General features: G+C 70.7%; 17 protein-coding genes. 7 read left to right on the forward strand and 10 right to left on the reverse strand.

Annotated features, from left to right (window positions below):
• Window positions 1-76: 76 nt before the first annotated feature.
• Entirely contained in the window at window positions 77-2149 is a 2073-nt protein-coding gene (gene pknB, locus ACZ5ZX_RS24325; RefSeq protein ID WP_465504281.1) for a Stk1 family PASTA domain-containing Ser/Thr kinase, read from the reverse strand.
• A 185-nt stretch (window positions 2150-2334) separates the two neighbouring features.
• On the opposite strand from pknB, the gene ACZ5ZX_RS24330 reads away from it, so the two are divergent.
• Window positions 2335-2703, forward strand: coding sequence for an Rv2175c family DNA-binding protein (locus tag ACZ5ZX_RS24330; protein WP_465504282.1), 369 nt, complete (start codon window positions 2335-2337; stop codon window positions 2701-2703).
• On the opposite strand, the gene ACZ5ZX_RS24335 is transcribed toward ACZ5ZX_RS24330, so the two are convergent.
• Window positions 2672-3850 carry an MFS transporter gene (locus tag ACZ5ZX_RS24335; protein WP_465504283.1) on the reverse strand — a complete coding sequence of 393 codons (1179 nt, stop codon included), beginning with the start codon at window positions 3848-3850 and terminating at the stop codon, window positions 2672-2674. The two genes, ACZ5ZX_RS24330 and ACZ5ZX_RS24335, sit on opposite strands and share 32 nt — an antisense overlap.
• Before the next feature lie 22 nt (window positions 3851-3872).
• On the opposite strand from ACZ5ZX_RS24335, the gene ACZ5ZX_RS24340 reads away from it, so the two are divergent.
• The gene (locus tag ACZ5ZX_RS24340) at window positions 3873-4424 is read left to right on the forward strand and encodes a CGNR zinc finger domain-containing protein (protein ID WP_465504284.1); all 552 of its coding nucleotides are present in this window, start codon (window positions 3873-3875) and stop codon (window positions 4422-4424) included.
• 68 nt (window positions 4425-4492) lie between these two features.
• On the opposite strand, the gene ACZ5ZX_RS24345 is transcribed toward ACZ5ZX_RS24340, so the two are convergent.
• The 5 genes from ACZ5ZX_RS24345 to ACZ5ZX_RS24365 form a co-directional block, all read right to left on the reverse strand.
• Window positions 4493-5278, reverse strand: coding sequence for an LLM class F420-dependent oxidoreductase (locus ACZ5ZX_RS24345; protein ID WP_465504285.1), 786 nt, complete (start codon window positions 5276-5278; stop codon window positions 4493-4495).
• Window positions 5275-6204 carry a phytoene/squalene synthase family protein gene (locus ACZ5ZX_RS24350; protein ID WP_465504286.1) on the reverse strand — a complete coding sequence of 310 codons (930 nt, stop codon included), beginning with the start codon at window positions 6202-6204 and terminating at the stop codon, window positions 5275-5277. The genes ACZ5ZX_RS24345 and ACZ5ZX_RS24350 overlap by 4 nt, the downstream gene beginning before the upstream one ends.
• Window positions 6201-7676 carry a phytoene desaturase family protein gene (gene crtI, locus ACZ5ZX_RS24355; RefSeq protein ID WP_465504287.1) on the reverse strand — a complete coding sequence of 492 codons (1476 nt, stop codon included), beginning with the start codon at window positions 7674-7676 and terminating at the stop codon, window positions 6201-6203. The genes ACZ5ZX_RS24350 and crtI overlap by 4 nt, the downstream gene beginning before the upstream one ends.
• Window positions 7676-8767: a polyprenyl synthetase family protein gene (locus ACZ5ZX_RS24360; protein WP_465504288.1), complete on the reverse strand. Its 1092-nt coding sequence runs from the start codon at window positions 8765-8767 to the stop codon at window positions 7676-7678. Before ACZ5ZX_RS24360 ends, crtI begins: the two co-directional genes overlap by 1 nt.
• Before the next feature lie 80 nt (window positions 8768-8847).
• Window positions 8848-9396 (reverse strand): CGNR zinc finger domain-containing protein, encoded by a 549-nt coding sequence (locus ACZ5ZX_RS24365; RefSeq protein WP_465504289.1) that lies wholly within the window; start codon window positions 9394-9396, stop codon window positions 8848-8850.
• A gap of 48 nt (window positions 9397-9444) precedes the next feature.
• Between ACZ5ZX_RS24365 and ACZ5ZX_RS24370 the strand changes: the two genes are divergently transcribed.
• Together ACZ5ZX_RS24370 and ACZ5ZX_RS24375 are read left to right on the forward strand one after the other, a co-directional pair.
• On the forward strand, window positions 9445-10113 hold the full coding sequence (locus tag ACZ5ZX_RS24370) for an AzlC family ABC transporter permease (protein ID WP_465504290.1): 669 nt from the start codon (window positions 9445-9447) through the stop codon (window positions 10111-10113).
• The gene (locus ACZ5ZX_RS24375) at window positions 10110-10415 is read left to right on the forward strand and encodes an AzlD domain-containing protein (RefSeq protein ID WP_465504291.1); all 306 of its coding nucleotides are present in this window, start codon (window positions 10110-10112) and stop codon (window positions 10413-10415) included. The genes ACZ5ZX_RS24370 and ACZ5ZX_RS24375 overlap by 4 nt, the downstream gene beginning before the upstream one ends.
• Here the strand turns inward: ACZ5ZX_RS24375 and merB are convergent.
• The gene (gene merB / locus ACZ5ZX_RS24380) at window positions 10412-11089 is read right to left on the reverse strand and encodes an organomercurial lyase (RefSeq protein WP_465504292.1); all 678 of its coding nucleotides are present in this window, start codon (window positions 11087-11089) and stop codon (window positions 10412-10414) included. The genes ACZ5ZX_RS24375 and merB overlap by 4 nt on opposite strands.
• 136 nt (window positions 11090-11225) lie before the next feature.
• Between merB and metF the strand changes: the two genes are divergently transcribed.
• From metF to ACZ5ZX_RS24395, 3 genes are all read left to right on the forward strand, one after another.
• A complete protein-coding gene (gene metF, locus ACZ5ZX_RS24385) occupies window positions 11226-12110 on the forward strand; it encodes a methylenetetrahydrofolate reductase [NAD(P)H] (RefSeq protein ID WP_465504293.1) in 885 nt (294 codons plus the stop codon).
• Window positions 12111-12152: 42 nt separating this feature from the next.
• Entirely contained in the window at window positions 12153-13838 is a 1686-nt protein-coding gene (locus tag ACZ5ZX_RS24390) for a DUF885 domain-containing protein (RefSeq protein ID WP_465504294.1), read from the forward strand.
• Window positions 13839-14256: 418 nt separating this feature from the next.
• On the forward strand, window positions 14257-15138 hold the full coding sequence (locus ACZ5ZX_RS24395; protein ID WP_465504295.1) for a DMT family transporter: 882 nt from the start codon (window positions 14257-14259) through the stop codon (window positions 15136-15138).
• Here ACZ5ZX_RS24395 and ACZ5ZX_RS24400 read toward each other — a convergent pair.
• Together ACZ5ZX_RS24400 and ACZ5ZX_RS24405 are read right to left on the reverse strand one after the other, a co-directional pair.
• Window positions 15135-15698 carry a GNAT family N-acetyltransferase gene (locus tag ACZ5ZX_RS24400; protein WP_037304242.1) on the reverse strand — a complete coding sequence of 188 codons (564 nt, stop codon included), beginning with the start codon at window positions 15696-15698 and terminating at the stop codon, window positions 15135-15137. The two genes, ACZ5ZX_RS24395 and ACZ5ZX_RS24400, sit on opposite strands and share 4 nt — an antisense overlap.
• Complete coding sequence (locus ACZ5ZX_RS24405) at window positions 15695-16225, reverse strand: YbaK/EbsC family protein (RefSeq protein ID WP_465504296.1); 531 nt, start codon at window positions 16223-16225, stop codon at window positions 15695-15697. The genes ACZ5ZX_RS24400 and ACZ5ZX_RS24405 overlap by 4 nt, the downstream gene beginning before the upstream one ends.
• Window positions 16226-16322: the final 97 nt, after the last annotated feature.

The following is a 16322-nucleotide window of genomic DNA, read 5'->3' on the forward strand; positions in this document are numbered from 1 at the left end:
CCGTCGAAGACCACCATGCGGTTCACGGTATCCGATGACCGTGCCGGTACTGAACGGTTTCACCGCACCTTTCGCGTCACCCGAAGCCTCTGATCCGCACCTTTGACCCCTTCGGGACCTTGGTGCCCGGCTGCGGATCCTGCTGCAGGACGAAGTCGAAACCGCCGTTTCCGCCGCCGTGGCCGTTGCCGTTTCCTCGACCCTCACGGTCGGCTTCCAGTCCGGCCTGGCGCAGGATCTGGATCGCCTCCTCCATCCGCTTGAAGGTCACGTTCGGTACTTCGACGGCGTTCGAAACGAACACCCCGATGCGGCGGTTGCTCGCCTTCCCGCCGCCCTTCGGATCGGTGCGGACCACCTGGCCGGCGGCGAACTGGTCGGAGAACTCCTCGCCTGCCTGGAACGGCTGGAAACCGGCCTGCTGGAGGATCGCGAACGCGGCGTCCTTGCTCTGGCCCGTGACGTCGGGAACCGGCGGCAGCGGCTCGGGGCCCTTCGACAGGATGATCGTGACCTGCCCGCCGATGTTCAGCTGCGAACCCGGGCTCGGATCGACGCGGATCACCTTGTTCTTGGCGACGTCGCTGAACTCCTGCTCGCCCTGCACCGGGGTCAGCTGTGCGGCCTTGATCGCCGTCTCGGCGTCCTGCTGGCTGGTCCCGGCCTGGATGTCCGGCACGATCGGGCGGCCCTTCGACAGCACGACGTTGACCGTGGTGCCCGGCGCGACCGACGCGCCCGCCGCCGGATCGGACCGGATCACCGTGTGCTGCGCCGCGGTGTCGCTGTACTCCTCCGTGTAGGCCGGGGTCAGCTTCGCCGAACGGAGCGCGTCACCGGCGGCGGCCTGGTTCATCCCGGCCAGCTTCGGCACCGAGGACGACGTCGGGCCGGAGTCGTTGAGGATGAAGGCGAACGCGCCGATGAGGCCTCCGAGGACCAGGACGGCGGCCGCGATCATCACGTAGAGACGTTTGCGCGACCGAGGCTGCTCTTCGTCGTCCGCGGGCGGCTTGGGCCGAGGGGGAGGCGTTCGCGGCGGCTGGGTGCCGGGCGGCGGGGTGGGCGGGAACTGCGGCTCCCGGTGCAGCGCCTGCGTCCCGCGCGGGCCGGTGACCGGCAAGGTCGCCTCGGCGACGGGGGCCAGCACCGTGGTCGCCATGGCGGGGTTCACCGCCGGGACGGCCGGGATACCGGGGGTGGTGCGCTCCGCGTCGGTCTCCCGGTCGGCGTCGGCGGGCAGCGGCACGGGCACCGGGACCGCCGGGATGCCGAGGACGGTGCGCAGATGGTTCAGCTCGGCGAGGAACACCGCCGCGTCGGACGGGCGCTGTTCGGGGTCGCGGCGGGTGGCGCGCAGGATCAGCTCGTCCAGCGCGGGCGGGATCCCCGGCCGTAGTTCGCTCGGGCGCGGGACGTCGTCGTTGACGTGCCGGTACGCCACCGAGATGGCGGTGTCGCCGGTGTAGGGCGCCCGCCCGGTGAGCATTTCGTACAGCAGGATCCCGGCGGAGTAGACGTCGCCGCTGGAATTGGTCGCGCCGGTGGCGACCTGTTCGGGCGAGACGTAGGCGACGGTGCCGAGGATGACGCTCGAACTCGTGGTCCCCGCGCTCGCGATCGCGCGGACCAGGCCGAAGTCGCCCACCTTGACCACGCCGCCCGAAAGCGCCGTGCCGCCGCGGCCGATGAGCACGTTCTCCGGTTTGACGTCGCGGTGCACCAGTCCGGCCGCGTGGGCCGCGGCGAGTGCGGACAGCACCGGTTCGGCGATGCTCAGCGCGAGCGCGACGTCGAGCGGGCCGCGTTCGGCGAGCAGTTCGCGCAGGGTTCCGCCGTCGACGAGTTCCATGACCAGGAACGCGCGACCGGACTCCTCCCCGCCTGGGGTGTCGAAGCCCTGGTCGTGCACCGCCACCACGTGCGGATGGTGCAGCCGGGCCGCCGAGCGGGCCTCCCGTTCGAAGCGCTCGACGAACGACCTGTCGTCGGCGAAGCGCGGGTCCATGATCTTGATGGCGACCTGGCGGTCCAGGCGGGTGTCGACGCCGCGGTACACCGACGACATCCCGCCGCGCGCGAGCAGCTTGTCCACCCGGTAACGGCCCTCGAGCAGAGTGCCCACCAGAGTGGGGTCCGTGCGTGTCACGGCTATGGATCGTACGGAAGTGCCCATGTTCTGGTGTACGGGACCTGGCCCGGCAAGGATCACGATTTCCGGCATTTCGTCGAAACGGCGGTATGCGTCACCGAACGGGCACTTTCCGTCACGGTGGAGGCCGTCACCCGTGCGCAGTAACGGGACACGAGACGGAATGTGGCACAGTGTCACCTGTGAGTGGTATTCCCGTCGCCGACGACGTTCTCGGTGCAGATGTGGCCGTTCTCCCGATTTCGGAGGTCGCGACCGCGCTGAACGTTTCGGCCAACAAGGTCCGCCAGATGTTGCGTGACGGTCATCTGATCGCTGTCCGGCGCAAGGGTGAGCTGTACGTCCCCGGCGCGTTCCTGGTGAAGGACGGCGTGGTCAAGGGCCTGGCAGGCACCATCACGGTGCTCGCGGACTCCGGTTTCAGCCGGACCGAGATGCTGCGCTGGCTCTTCGCCGAGGACGACACCCTGCCGGGGGCGACGCCGGTCAACGCGCTCCGGACCAGCCATGGCACCGAGGTCAAACGGCGCGCGCAGGCGATGGCGTTCTAGTCCGTCCGGATGTTCTGACCAGGACATACGTCGCGGCCGCGAGCAGCTGGCACCCCGCCGCGGCGCTCAGCCCGGCGGTTACGGAGAGTGCGCTCAACGGCCCTGCCGCCGCGGCACCCGCCGCGAGTCCGGTGATCTTCACGCTCGCCGCCGTCGTGAAAACCTGCGCCCGTACCCCTGCGGGCGCTTCGCGATGCCGGATGGCGAACAGCGCCGAAAGCTGTGGTCCTTCGGCGAATCCGGCGAGCACGGCGGCGGCCAGCAGGGTCGCCACGTCGTGCCCGGCGGCCGCGAGCAGGAAGCTCGCGCCCAGCAGGACGGTGCTGGCTAGCACCGTCCGATCCGGCGGTGGCGGCTTGCGGGCCAGCACGGCGTTCGCGACCAGTGACGCGGCGGCCAGCACGGTGAGCAGGAACGCGCCGAATCCCGCGTTCCCCAGCCGGTGGGCGCCGAGCAGCGGGTAGCAGACCACGGCGATCCCGATGCCGACGAAGGACACCGTGGACGTCGCGGTCGCCCGCAGCAGCGAGCGATTGCGGAAGAGGACGGAGAACCCCTCGGCGAGCCGTCGGCGGATCGGTTTCGCGGGCTGAGCCTCGGCGGCGGGCAGCGACCACGCGGCCGGGAAAGCCGCCGCGACCAGGGTGATCGCGACGGCGACCGCGGCCGGGGCGCCCGCGTAGGCGGTCACGAGCCCGGCCAGTCCCGGCCCGATGAGGCTCGCCGCGGTGAACGTCATCGCGTCCAGCGCGCTCGCCCGCGGCAACGATGTCCGGCCGCGGACGTGGGGCAGTTGAGCCGTCCAGCCGCCTGCCAGCGCCGGGTTGAGCAGTCCTGCCGCGACGGCGACCGCGATCGCCGCGGGGACTTCGACGAGCGCGAGTACCGCGCCGAGCCCGCCCGCGTAGGCGAGCAGCGCCCACGCCAGCAGCCGTCCCGGCCGGGGACTGCGGTCGAGCAGCGCACCGAGCAGCGGCCCGCCCGCCGCCGCGGCGATCGTCAGGCCCGCGAGCAGCGCGGACCCGGTGGCGGCCGAGCCGTCGACACTGAGACCGAGCAGCAGCAACGCCGGTCCGGACAGCTCGTCGCCGGTTCTGGCGATCGTCGCCCCGGCCAGGTAGACGAGGAGTCTGTAACGGCCTCTCATGAAAAAGACGTTACAGTGGGATATGACTTCAGCGCAGCGGGATTTCCTGCCGGGCCGCTCGGCGCGGACGGCGGCGCAGCGGGCGGTGGATCTCCTGGAGGTCCTGCTCTCGCCCGAACCCTCGGTTTCTTCGGTCCGTTCCGTCCTGGCGGCGCACGGTGAGACCGACGTGGAGCTGAGCCCTTCGGACCTGACGTCGTTGCGCGAGGCGGCATGGGAGCTGCGTGAGGTGTTCGCGGCGCGGGATGCCGCGGAGGCGGCCGGGGTGCTCAACCGGCTGCTGACCCGGTACGCGCATCCGCCGCGGCTGACCGATCACGCCGACGGGTTCGGCTGGCATCTGCACGTGGACGCCGACGACGACGGGCCGTGGGGTGCGTGGCTGGTGACGTCGTCCGCGCTGGCGCTCGCGGTACTGCTGGCGGATCGCCAGGCGCCGCCGGGCGGGCTGTGTGCGGCTTCGGGCTGTGGGAAGCCCTTCGCGCACTTGGGGGGAGGGAGCCCGCGCCGGTACTGCTCGACGCGGTGCGCGACCCGGGAGCGGGTGGCGGCTCACCGGCGTGGTCGGTCCTGAACGCCAGGAAAGGTCCTTTCCTCGCAAATTTTGCAAGGAAAGGACCTTTCATTGCACGCGAAAGAACCTCAGGACTGCTTGTCCCGCCACTGCGTCCACGCGCGCAGCTTGTCGAGGTTGTAGTCCGGGCCACCGGTCGCCACGGTGAACAGCGAGACACCCAGCTCCAGCAGCTTCGGGCCCAGTTCCTCGGGGTCGCCGTCGACGGCGACCGAACGCTCGATCTCCTTCGGGTCCCGGCCGACGTCGGCGCAGTGCTGGTCGAGGATCTTGACCTTGCGCTCGACGACCTCCGGGTCGCCGAAGCCGTGCCAGATGTCGGCGTGCTTCGCGACCAGGCGCAGTGTCTTCTTCTCGCCGCCGCCACCGATCAGCACCGGGATCTTGCGGGTCGGCGCCGGGTTCAGTTTGCCGAGCCTGCTCTCGATCCGCGGGAGCGCCTCGGCGAGGTTGTCGAGCCGTCCGCCCGCGGTGCCGAACTCGTAGCCGTACTCGTCGTAGTCCTTCTCGAACCAGCCGGAGCCGATGCCGAGGATGAGCCGTCCGTCGGAGATGTGGTCGACGGTGCGGGCCATGTCGGCCAGCAGTTCGGGGTTGCGGTAGCTGTTGCATGTCACCAGCGCGCCGATCTCGACCCGCGACGTGGATTCCGCCCAGGCACCCAGCATCGTCCAGCATTCGTAGTGCAGGCCGTCGGGATCGCCGAACAGCGGGTAGAAGTGGTCCCAGTTGAACACGATGTCCACACCGAGGTCTTCGGCCTCCGAGGCCGCCCGGCGGATCGCCTTGTACTCGGCGTGCTGCGGCTGCAGCTGGACGCCGATCCGGATCTTCCTGTTCGCAGCAGTGGTCATGACCGCACCCTAAGCCTGGAGTTGCTCCACGCGCTCGTCAGTAGACCCGGCAAGGCGACCCCCGCCCGGCGGCGGCGCGGCACGACCGCGCGGGTGTTCAGCACGGCGTAATCGAGCGCCACGATCTCGTCGAGGATGCCTTCGTAGAGAACGAGCGCGGTCCGCACGCAGGCCCGGGATTCCTCGCGCAGCAACGGGATTCCCGCTTCCGCGCGGCGGTACACCGCCCGGTTGCGCGCCACCGCCACGGCGAGCGCGCGCCGCACCCGCCGATCCGGCAGCCCTCGGGAACGCGACCACTCGAGCAGTTCGCGGTCGACGCCGAACGCGGCCAGCTCCTTGGTGGGCAGGTAAAGCCTGCCCCGGTCGAGGTCCTCGCCGATGTCACGCAGGAAATTGGTCAGCTGGAACGCCTCGCCCAGTGCGGCGGCGGCGGGCTCGGCCTCGGCGATCGGGACGACGGTGCCCAAAACCGGCAGCATCTGCAGGCCGATCACTTCGGCCGAACCGTGGATGTACTCCTTGAGATCGGCGTAGGTCGCGTATTCGGTGATCTTGAGGTCCATCGCCATGGACCGCAGGAACGCGTCGAACAGGCCGCGGTCCAGCTCGTGGCGGCGCACGGTGTCGGCGAACGCGGCCGGCACCGGATCGGCGGGAGCGGCACCGTCGAAGACCCGCACCGCGATATCGGCGATCTCATCCAGCGCGGCCGCGGGATCGGTGCCGGGAGCGGGATTGTCGACCAGGTCGTCCGTCATCCGCGCGAAGCCGTACAGCGCGTGCGCGAACGGCCGCGCCCGCGGTGGCAGCAGCCGGGTCGCGAGGAAGAAGGTGCGGCCATGGCGCGCGTTGATCCGGCGGCACGCGGTGTACGCGGCCCGCAACGCCGGTCCGGTGATCCCCGCGGCGTCGAGTTCGTTCATCGCCCGGTGACCCGTTCCGCCGCGAGCCTGCCGGAGATCACCACCGGCGGGATGCCGACGCCCGGGGTGGTCCCGCATCCGGCGAGTACGACGTTTTCCGCCGCCCGCACCAGATTCCCCGGCCGGAACGGACCGGTCTGGGCGAAAGTGTGTGCGAGCGAGAACGGGGTGCCCGCGGTGAGCCCGCGCTCCGCCCAGCCCGCCGGGGTGATCATCTCGTCGACGGCGAACTCGTCCGCGAAGCCGATGAGGCCGCGCTTTTCCAGCGTGCGCAGCAGTTCCGTGCGATAAGCGGGCCCGACCCGGTCCCAGTCGATCTTGCCGCGGCGCAGGTTCGGCGCCGGTGCCAGCACCGAGATCACCTGATCGCCACCGGGGGCGAGTCCGGGTTCGGTCGCGGTCGGCCGGGTCACCAGCAGGGAAGGGTCGCTCATCAGCTTGCCCTCGCGGATGATCTCCGAAAACGTCTTTTCCCAGGCGTGGCCGAAGAAGATGGTGTGGTGGCCCAAATCCGGCCACGATTTCGGCGCGTGCCCGTGCAGGACGACGGCCGAAGGCGAGTACCGCAGCGGCAGCGGGCGCCGGGGGCGGGCGCCGAGCAACCGGTACGCGGTGCCGAGTTCGGTCGCGAGAACCACGGTGTCACAAGGGATCCGCTCACCCGAGCGGGTCCGCACCGCGCGCACCCGCGAGGAAACCCGTTCCAGCCAGGCGGCTTCGGTGCCGAACCGCACGTCCGCACCGGCCCGTTCGGCGGCACCCGTCAGCGCCCGCGCGACCTCGCCCATCCCGCCCGCCGGGTAGTAGACACCGCCGACGGTGTCCATGAAGGAGATGACGCCGTACGCGCCGATCGCGCGGGCCGGGTCGAGGCCCGCGTAGAGCGCCTGGAAGGAGAACAGGCGGCGCACCCGGTCGTCGCGCAGGAAACCGCCGATCTTCGGGCCGAGCCTGCCGAATCCGCCCAGCGCGGCCAGCTTCGCCAGTTCCGGGCGCACGAGATCGAGCGGGGAGTCGAAGTTCGCGCCGATGAAGTGGTCCTTCTGCACCGCGTACAGCTCGGTCAGCCAGCGCCTCAAACGGCGGTAACCCTCGGCTTCGGCCGGGCCGGCGGCCGCGCGGATCTCGGCCTCCATGGCGGCCGCGTCGGTGTGCACGGCGATCGTGCTGCCGTCGGCGAACCGGGCGCGATAGGCCGGGTCGAGCCGGGTCAGCGTCAGGTTGTCCGTCAGTGATTCGCCGACCGCCGCGAAGGCCTCGTCGAGCAGCTCCGGCATGGTCAGCACGCTGGCGCCGGTGTCGACGGTGTTGCCGCCGAAGTTCGCTTGCCCGGCGCGGCCGCCGGGGGCCTTGTCCTGCTCCAGCAGCGTCACCCGGCGTCCGGCGCCGAGCAGGTGCAGCGTCGCCGACAGCCCGGCGAGCCCGCCACCGATCACCACCACGTGGTCACTCGGACCGGTGACAGTGCGCATCAGTAGGTCCGCTGGGTCGCCTTGACGACCAGTCCGGTCAGCGCGGCGGGGGCGGGTTCGGCCAGATGCGCGCGGTCCAGCGCCGCCATCGCGGACTCGGTGAGTTCGTCGATCCGGCGTTCCACCGCGTCGACCGCGCCGACGTCCTGCAGCGCCTCGCGCACGCTTTCGACGGCGTCCTCGGACAGGTGCGCGTCGCCGATGGCTTCGGAGATGACCCGTGCGGCGGCGTCCTTGCCCTGCTCGGCCGCGCGCTGGAGACCCAGCGCGACCAGCAGGGTGCGCTTGCCCTCGCGCAGGTCGTCGCCCGCCGGTTTCCCGGTGACCGACGGGTCGCCGAACACGCCGAGCAGATCGTCCCGCAGCTGGAACGCCACACCGACCTCGTCACCGAACTCGCGCAGCGTCGCGATCAGGGCCTCGTCGGCGCCGCCGAGCGCGGCACCGAGGTGGAGCGGGCGCTGGACGGTGTACGCGGCCGTCTTGAGCTTGCAGATGTGCAGCGCGGCCTCGGGGGAGGCGTCACCGGTGGCCTGCGTGCGGACGTCGAGGTACTGCCCGGCGAGCACCTCGGTGCGCATCGCGCGCCACGCCGGGCGTGCGGCGGCGAGTGTCGCGGGCGGCAACGGGGCCTCGCCGAACATGTCGTCGGCCCAGGCCAGGGCGAGATCGCCGACCAGGACGGCGGTCGCGAGCCCGAACGTGCTCGGCGAACCCAGCCAGCCGCTGTCGGCGTGGAGTTTCGCGCCCGCGATGTGCACCGTCGGCGAACCGCGGCGCGAATCGGAGGAATCGATGAGGTCGTCGTGGATCAGCGCGCACGCCTGGATCAGCTCCAGGCTCGCCACCGCCTGCAGCACGCCTTCGACGTCCGGCCCCGCCGGATCGCCGCCCGCGCCGCGCCAGCCCCACCAGGCGAACGTGGGGCGCAGGCGTTTGCCGCCGCCCAGCACGAACCCGGCCAGTGCGTCGATCCCGACGCCGACACTCGGTTCGGTGCGACGGATTTCGGCACCGGCGCGCTCGAGGAACCCCGCCAGCGCCCGCTCGACGTGGGCGGGCAGATCGGCGTCGTAGGCGGACGTGTCCATGCCCACATCCTCCGGGAAGGACGCCTTCGTGACCCAGCCGGGTGCCGTCGAATGTGGCGGAACTCGCCGCATTGAGAGGACTAGACGCGGGTCTTGTCGTAGTGCCGCTTCGCCCGCGCCCGGTTTCCGCAGTCCGACGAGCTGCACCAGCGTCGCGACCGGTTGCGCGTGTGATCGGTGAAGACCCAGCCGCACCCCGGTCCTTCGCACTCCCGGACCCGATCGAGTGCTTCCGAGCGCAGCAGGTCCTCGGTCGCGAGCGTGAGAAAGTGCGGCAGCGCGTCGCCGTTCTCCAAGGGCACCACCCACCGCAGCGGCAAGGACGATGGGAGTGACGCGTGCCGGTACGCCTCGATCAGGGGCTTTCGCAGCGCCGTGAGGTCCGGCGGATCCGAGACGAGCACGCGGTAGAGCGTCTCGCGGAACGCCTTCACCGTCTCCAGGACGGCTTCGGAGATCTCCAGCCGTTCGCTACCCGCGCCCACCAGGACGACCCATTCGGACAGCCGCGCCGGATCCGAAAGCCGGTCGTTCCGCCTGCTGGGATCGCGTCGCCACGAAACGGTGTTGACCAGGTCCAACGGCACGCTCCCGCCGATGCTGTCGTACCCGTCCCAGTGGTCGTCCACAGGTCCTCCTAATGGTCAAACTCAGTTTAGCTTGTTAGGCTCGGTTGTATGACCACGCTCCGGCAGCACTATCTGTCCGGCGCCCGAGTCGGGCTCGGACTGGGTGTCGCGACCTTCGTCCTCGGTGTCACCTTCGGCGCCTACAGTCAGACTCTGGCGTGGGGGATCGCGGCCCCGATCGTCGCGTCGATCATCGTGTTCTCCGGCTCGGCCCAGTTCGCGATGGCCACCGCGCTCGCGGGCGGCGGCAACATCGCCGTGGCGGTCGGCGCCGCGGCCCTGATCAACGCCCGGTTCCTGCCGATGGGCGCCGCCGTCGCCGCGGACCTGCGCGGCGGGCGCCTGCGCCGCGCGTGGGAGGGCCAGGCCGTCGTCGACGGCTCGTGGGTCGCCGCCCACCTCGGCGGCGGGCGCTTCGACCGCGAGAAGCTCATCGGCTGCACGCTCGTCCAGCTACCCGCGTGGGTTCTGGGCACCGTGCTGGGTGTCCTCGCCGCCCCGTCACCGGACATCGTCGCGCGCTTCGGGCTCGACGTCGTGTTCCCAGGCTTCTTCCTGGTCCTGCTCATCGACGAGCTCCGCCGGTCGCGTGAGGCGGTCTGGACGGCGGCGCTCGCCGCCTGTCTCGCCGGCGTGCTGGTGCTGTTCGTCCCGGTGGGGCTCGCGCTGATCGGAGCTTCGGCGGCGGCGCTGGTGGGATCGGGGGCCCGGCGATGACACTCTGGATCGCCATCGTCGCCGTCGCGCTGGTCAGCATCGGGTTCAAGGCGGCGGGTCCGGTCCTGCTCGGCGACCGGCAACTGCCGCCGCGGCTGGCCGGGGTCATCGCACTGCTCGCACCCGCGCTCCTGGCCGGTCTCGTGCTCACCGACGTGACCGGTCCGGCCTGGTCCGGGGTCGACTGGACGCTCTGCGCCGGACTGGCCGCGATCGCGGTGACCTACGTACTGCGCGTGCCGGTACTCGCCGCGATCCTCTGCGGCGTCGTCGTCACCGCCGCACTGCGGTTCTTGATCTAACTCCAGAACGGGCCGCTCAGCCCGGCCTTCGCGAAGTACGCCGCCGCGGAGGCCGGGTCCCGGCGGGTGTACCCGTGGTCGAGCCTGCCCTCGTACCAACCGGCCGCGAGTCGCCACAGCGTCGCGAGATCCATGACGTAGCCCTTGTCCTGTCCCGTTTCCGTGAGCCATCCGTCCACACAGGACTCACCGCAGAACAGCCGCTGGTTGGCGCACGTGTGCACCACGTCGTCCCACATCCGCGCCGCCGGCACCAGGAAATGCGCGACCAGATCACCCTTCGGTGGTGCCTGGTCGTTCACCATCAACGCCTGCGGTTCACCGCAGCCGCGGCAGCGCGTGGACACCAGCACCTCGGGTTCGGCCTTGACCAGATGCGGGATCGCGAACGCGTCCCACGCGCAGCCGCCCCACCACAGCGTCCGCTCGCCCATCACGGAGAACCCCAGCGGGATCGCCGCGAACGGATGCGCCATCACGACGTGCTCACGGGCGTCGAGCACCAGATGCCGCTGCTCGGCGAGCCGGTGGAGCGCCTGTTTCGCCACCGCGAGCGATCCGTGGGCGGCGTCGGCCAGTTCCGGTGCCGTCGGCGGCCTCCCGTGCTCGGCGAACGCGCGGTAGACCGCGACGCGGACGTCCTCGTCCCAGCTGGTGTCGGTTTCGGCGCTCATGGCGGCTCCCTGTGCTCGCCCCCGAGTCTCCCCAGGCTCACGCCACTCGGCAACCGCTCGAGAGTGGCTGAAGTCGCATGTCCATTGCCTGAGAGGGGGCTCCCAGCCAGCGGACTTTCCCCCTTAACATGGCGGTATGACGTCGGTGGTCGAGCGGTTGCAGGGTGATGGACCCGTGTTCTCCATCGAGTTCTTCCCGCCTCGCGACGCGGCCGACGAGGCCGTGCTGTGGAAGTCGATCCGTGAACTCGAGCCACTGGACCCGGCGTACATGTCGATCACCTACGGCGCCGGCGGGTCCAGCCGCGACGGCACGATCCGCAGCATCGCCCGCGTCGCCACCGAGACCACGCTGGTGCCGATGGCGCACCTCACCGCCGTGAACCACTCGGTCTCGGAGCTGCGCAACGTCATCGGCTGGTACGCCGCCGTCGGCGTGCGGAACATCCTCGCGCTGCGGGGTGACCCGCCGGGCGACGTCTACGGCGACTGGGTCCCGCATCCGGAGGGGCTCAACTACGCCGAGGAACTCGTCGAACTGGTGCGGTCACTCGGTGACTTCTGCGTCGGCGTCTCGGCGTTCCCGTACGGTCACCCGAGGTCGGCGAACCTCGAAGCCGACACCGAGTACCTCGTGCGCAAGCTCCGCGCGGGCGCGGATTTCGCGATCGCGCAGCTGTTCTTCGAGCCCGAAGACTTCCTCCGCCTGCGGGACAGGGTCGCGGCCACCGGCTGCGAGGCGCTGGTCATCCCCGGCATCATGCCGCTGACCACGCTGCGGACCCTGCACACGTCGATCAAGCTGTCCGGCGCGCCCGCGCCGCGGCGGCTGCTGGACCGGCTCGAACCGCTGGCCGACGACCCGAAGGCCTTCCGCGCGGCGGGTATCGACACGGTGACCGAACTCTGCGAGCGGCTCATCGCCGAAGGCGTCCCCGACCTGCACTTTTACACGTTCAACCGGTCCAAGGCCACGCGCGAGGTGGTCAGCAGGCTCGGCCTGGTCCCGGCCAGGGCGTAACTCCGTACCGAAGTGGCCCGGCATCCCGGTAGCGTGCCGGGCATGGCTTCGACCGCGCAAAGTGTGCACCAGATCTGTGACCGGTACGTCGACGAGTACGCCGCGGCCGACCCGGTCGCCGCGACCACGTTCGGCATCTCCGGATACGACGACCAGCTGACCGACTACTCGCCCGCCGGGCACGCGGCGCGGGCCGCCATCGCAGCCCGCGCGCTGGCCGACATCGAAGCGGCCCAACCCGCCGACGACGGCGAGCGCGCGGCCAAGGCGGTGTTCACCGAGCGGATCGGGCTGCAGCTGGAGATCCACGACGCGGGTCTCGACATCGCGGCGCTGAACGTGATCGAAAGCCCCGTCCAGGAACTGCGCATGGTCTTCGACTTCATGCCCACCGACACCGAAAAGGACTGGGCGACGATCGCCGCCCGGATGGCGAGGGTGCCCGAGGCGCTCGACGGTCTCCGTGCCTCGCTGCTCGCGGCCGCGGGCGCCGGCCGGGTGTCGGCGTTGCGCCAGGTCAGCAAGGTCGCCGAGCAGGCGGAGACCTGGGCCGGGCTCAAGGACGAGACCGGGTTCTTCAGCACGTTGGTCTCGGGTGCGAAGGACGTGTCCGACAAGCTCCGCGCCGAACTCGACCAGGCCGCCAACGCCGCACAGGAGGCGTACGCGGAGTTCGCCGGCTTCCTCCGCGCCGAACTCGCTCCGCTGGCGCCGGTCAAGGACGCCGTCGGCGCCGAGGTCTACCGGCTGTGGTCCCGGTTGTTCACCGGAGCCACCTTCGATCTGGACGAGGCCTATGCCTGGGGATGGGCCGAGTTCACCCGTATCGAGACGGAGATGCGCGAGGTCGCCGGCCGGATCAAACCCGGCGCGACCCTCGCCGAGGCGGCCGCCGTCCTCGACGCCGACCCCAAGTACGTCGTGCGCGGCCGGGCGGAATTCCAGGCCTGGATGCAGAACCTCTCCGATAACGCGCTGAAGTCGTTGCGTGGCAAGCATTTCGACATCTCCGACCGGGTGATGGCGCTGGAGTGCAAGATCGCCCCGCCCGGTGGCACCGTCGGCGCGTACTACACCGGCCCGAGCGAGGACTTCTCCCGTCCCGGCCGCATGTGGTGGTCGCTGCCGCAGGGCCGGGACGAGTTCACCACCTGGCGCGAGGTCAGCACCGTCTACCACGAGGGCGCGCCGGGGCATCACCTGCAGATCGCGACCGCGGTGGACCAGTCGGAGTCGCTCAACAAGTACCAGCGCTTGCTGGCGTTCACCTCCGGGCACGCCGAGGGCTGGGCGCTGTACTCCGAGCGGCTCATGGAGGGCCTCGGGTTCCTCGACGACGACGGCGAACTGTTCGGCATGCTGTCCGAGCAACTGTTCCGCGCCGCGCGCGTGATCGTCGACATCGGCATGCACCTGGAACTGGAGATCCCGGCCGGGACCGGATTCCACGAGGGCGAGCGGTGGACGCCGGAACTGGGCCTGGAGTTCATGCTCACCCGTACGGTCACCGACCCGGCCCACGTACACGACGAGATCGACCGCTACCTGGGCTGGCCAGGGCAGGCGCCGTCGTACAAACTCGGCGAACGCCTGTGGCTCGCCGCGCGTGAGGAGGCCCGCGCCCGGCAGGGCGACGCGTTCGACATCAAGCAGTTCCACACGCGGGCGCTGGCGCTCGGCGGGATGGGGCTGGACACGCTGCGGGAGATGCTGGCGGCGCTGGACTGATCCGTCTCGCGTCCGGTAGTGCCATGAAAGGTCCTTTCCTTGCAAATTTTGCAAGGAAAGGACCTTTCATGGCATCTTTTCCTCTTGGTTCGCGGTGCTGACCGTCGCAAGTGGCCGACTACTCGATGAAGGAATCAGGACACTCACCGTCCCGGATCCTCCCGCGAACCCAGGCGAAGATTCACCGACGCTCAACACTCTCGACACCGCCGTGCCTCAATTCACGTGCGCCCACCGCCACCTCCTTGATACGTTCGGCCCGTGCACCGGATCTTTCTCGTCACCCCACCCCCCGCTTCCTGAGCGGGGTGTCTCCGGCCGCGCGGCGTTCCAGCCGCCCGGCCGATCCGTGCTGCACTGAAGCACCCCGCGTCGTCGACGTCCTTTCCGACAGACACAGACGCAGGAGCGTTTCCCCATGTCCGTTGCCGTACCCACGCGCGCCCGATCGTCGGCCGCGCTCGTTCTCGCCGGTGTCCTCTGGGGGACCGGCGGCCTCGCCGGATCCCTGCTGGCGTCCCGCGCGGGACTCCATCCGCTGAGTGTCGCCGCGTACCGGCTGCTGATCGGCGGCGTGATCGCCACCGGCTACCTCTGGCTCACCGGCGGTCTCCGCGGCCTTCCGCGCACGCGAGAGGTCCGCCGTCGCCTCCTGGCGGTCGGCGGCCTGTTCGCCCTCTTCCAGACCAGCTACTTCGCCGCTGTCTCACTGAGTTCGGTGAGCGTCGCGACGATGACCACCATCGGCAGCGCGCCCGTGCTGCTCGCCGTCGTGACGGTCGTCAGGACCAGGAAACTCCCCACGCGCTGGACCTTGGTGTCCCTGACCGGTTCCCTCACCGGACTCGCGCTGCTGCAGTGGACACCCGGCGAGAAAGTCGACGTCGCCGGAGTGTTGTTCGCCTTGCTCGCCGCGGCCGGGTTCGCCGCGCTGACCCTGGTGACCGCGACCCGCGTCGAGGGGCTGGATCCCTTGCCCACCACGGCTTTCGGCTGCCTGATCGGCGGCGCCGTGCTCGCCCCCGCCGCGGCGTGGTTCGGGATGGCGGTGCCGCTGCACGCTGACGTTCTCGCGCTCGTCCTGTACTTCGGTGTCGTGCCCACGGCGCTGGCGTACGCCGCGTACTTCCGCGGTCTGGAAAGCGCGCATCCCGTACTGGCCGCGTTGTCCGCCCTGCTCGAACCGCTGACCGCCGCGCTGCTGTCCATGGCCGTGCTCGGGGAACGGCTCGGCGCCGTGGGCTGGTGCGGCGCGGCGGTGCTCATCGCCGCGCTCGCCGTCGCCTATACGAGGCCTTAAAGGGGCAGCGTCCGGCCGAGGATCGCGAACGCCCGCGGATCCCCGGCGAAGTGGTAGTCCCGCAGCACATCGACGAATCCGACGCGCCGGTACAGGTTCCAGGCCCGGCTGGTGCCTTCCGGCGTGGAAAGGAGGACGTGGGCGTTGGGCACGCCGTCGAGCAGCCGTCGCAGGAGGTCCTCGCCGATCCGCTTCCCCTGGCTTTCGGGGCTGACGTGGATCTCGGTGAGCTCGAAGTAGTCGGACATCCAGTGCTCGGCGGCGGCCTGGCCCTCACGGCGGGTCAGGCCGTGGCGGACCTGCTCATGCCACCACTGGCCGCCGCGGCCCTTGTAGCCGTAGGCGAGCCCGAGCAGGACGCCGTCCGCGTCGAGCGCGGCCATGCAGCGCCAGCCCTCGCGCAGCGCGTGCGTGAGCCACATCGGCGCGCGTTGTTCCGCCGTGCCTTCGGGGTAGCGCATGGCGTTGACGTAGATGGTCAGCGCCTCGGGGAGCCGGGCGCGGAACTCGTCCGCGGACAACTGGACGTAGCGGGTGCATTCCGAGGACATCGCGGTCACGGGCGTCCATCCTGCCCGCCGCCCGCGACGGCCGCGGGAGTACCCCCGGTCAGCGCGACCAGCTCCTCGAACGTCGTGGGGAACACGGACTTCGGATGCCCGGCGGCGGCCCAGACGACGTCGTGGGCGCGCAACGCGGTGTCGACGAGGGTGGTCAACGCCTTCGGGTGACCGACCGGGGCGACGCCGCCGATCGGCTGCCCGGTGTGCTCACGGACGAAGTCCGCGTTCGCCTTGCCGATCTCGTCTGCGCCGGTCAGCGTGGCCAGCAGCCCGGTGTCGGCGCGGTGCGCGCCGGAGGTCAGGGCGAGCAGGGCCGTCTCCGTGTCGCCGGTGCGGCTGCGGAACACGAGGCTGTTCGCGATCGCGCCGACCTCGACACCGAGTGCTTCGGCGGCTTGCGCGGCCGTGCGGACTTCGGCGGGGAGGATCCGGATCCCGTCCGCGGCGGCCTGCTGACCCGCCTCGGCGAGCGCGGCCGCGACCTTGGCCACCGAGGGATGGCCGGACTGGTCGATGGTGCTCATGGAGCTATGAGATCACGTGACCGATCCCGTGTCCCGCACCACATGCGGCGATCGCCCCGTTACGGGGTCGAGGCGGCCGGGGTTGAAGAAAGGGCCA

The sequence above is a fragment of the Amycolatopsis sp. NPDC033938 genome, assembly GCF_055575975.1.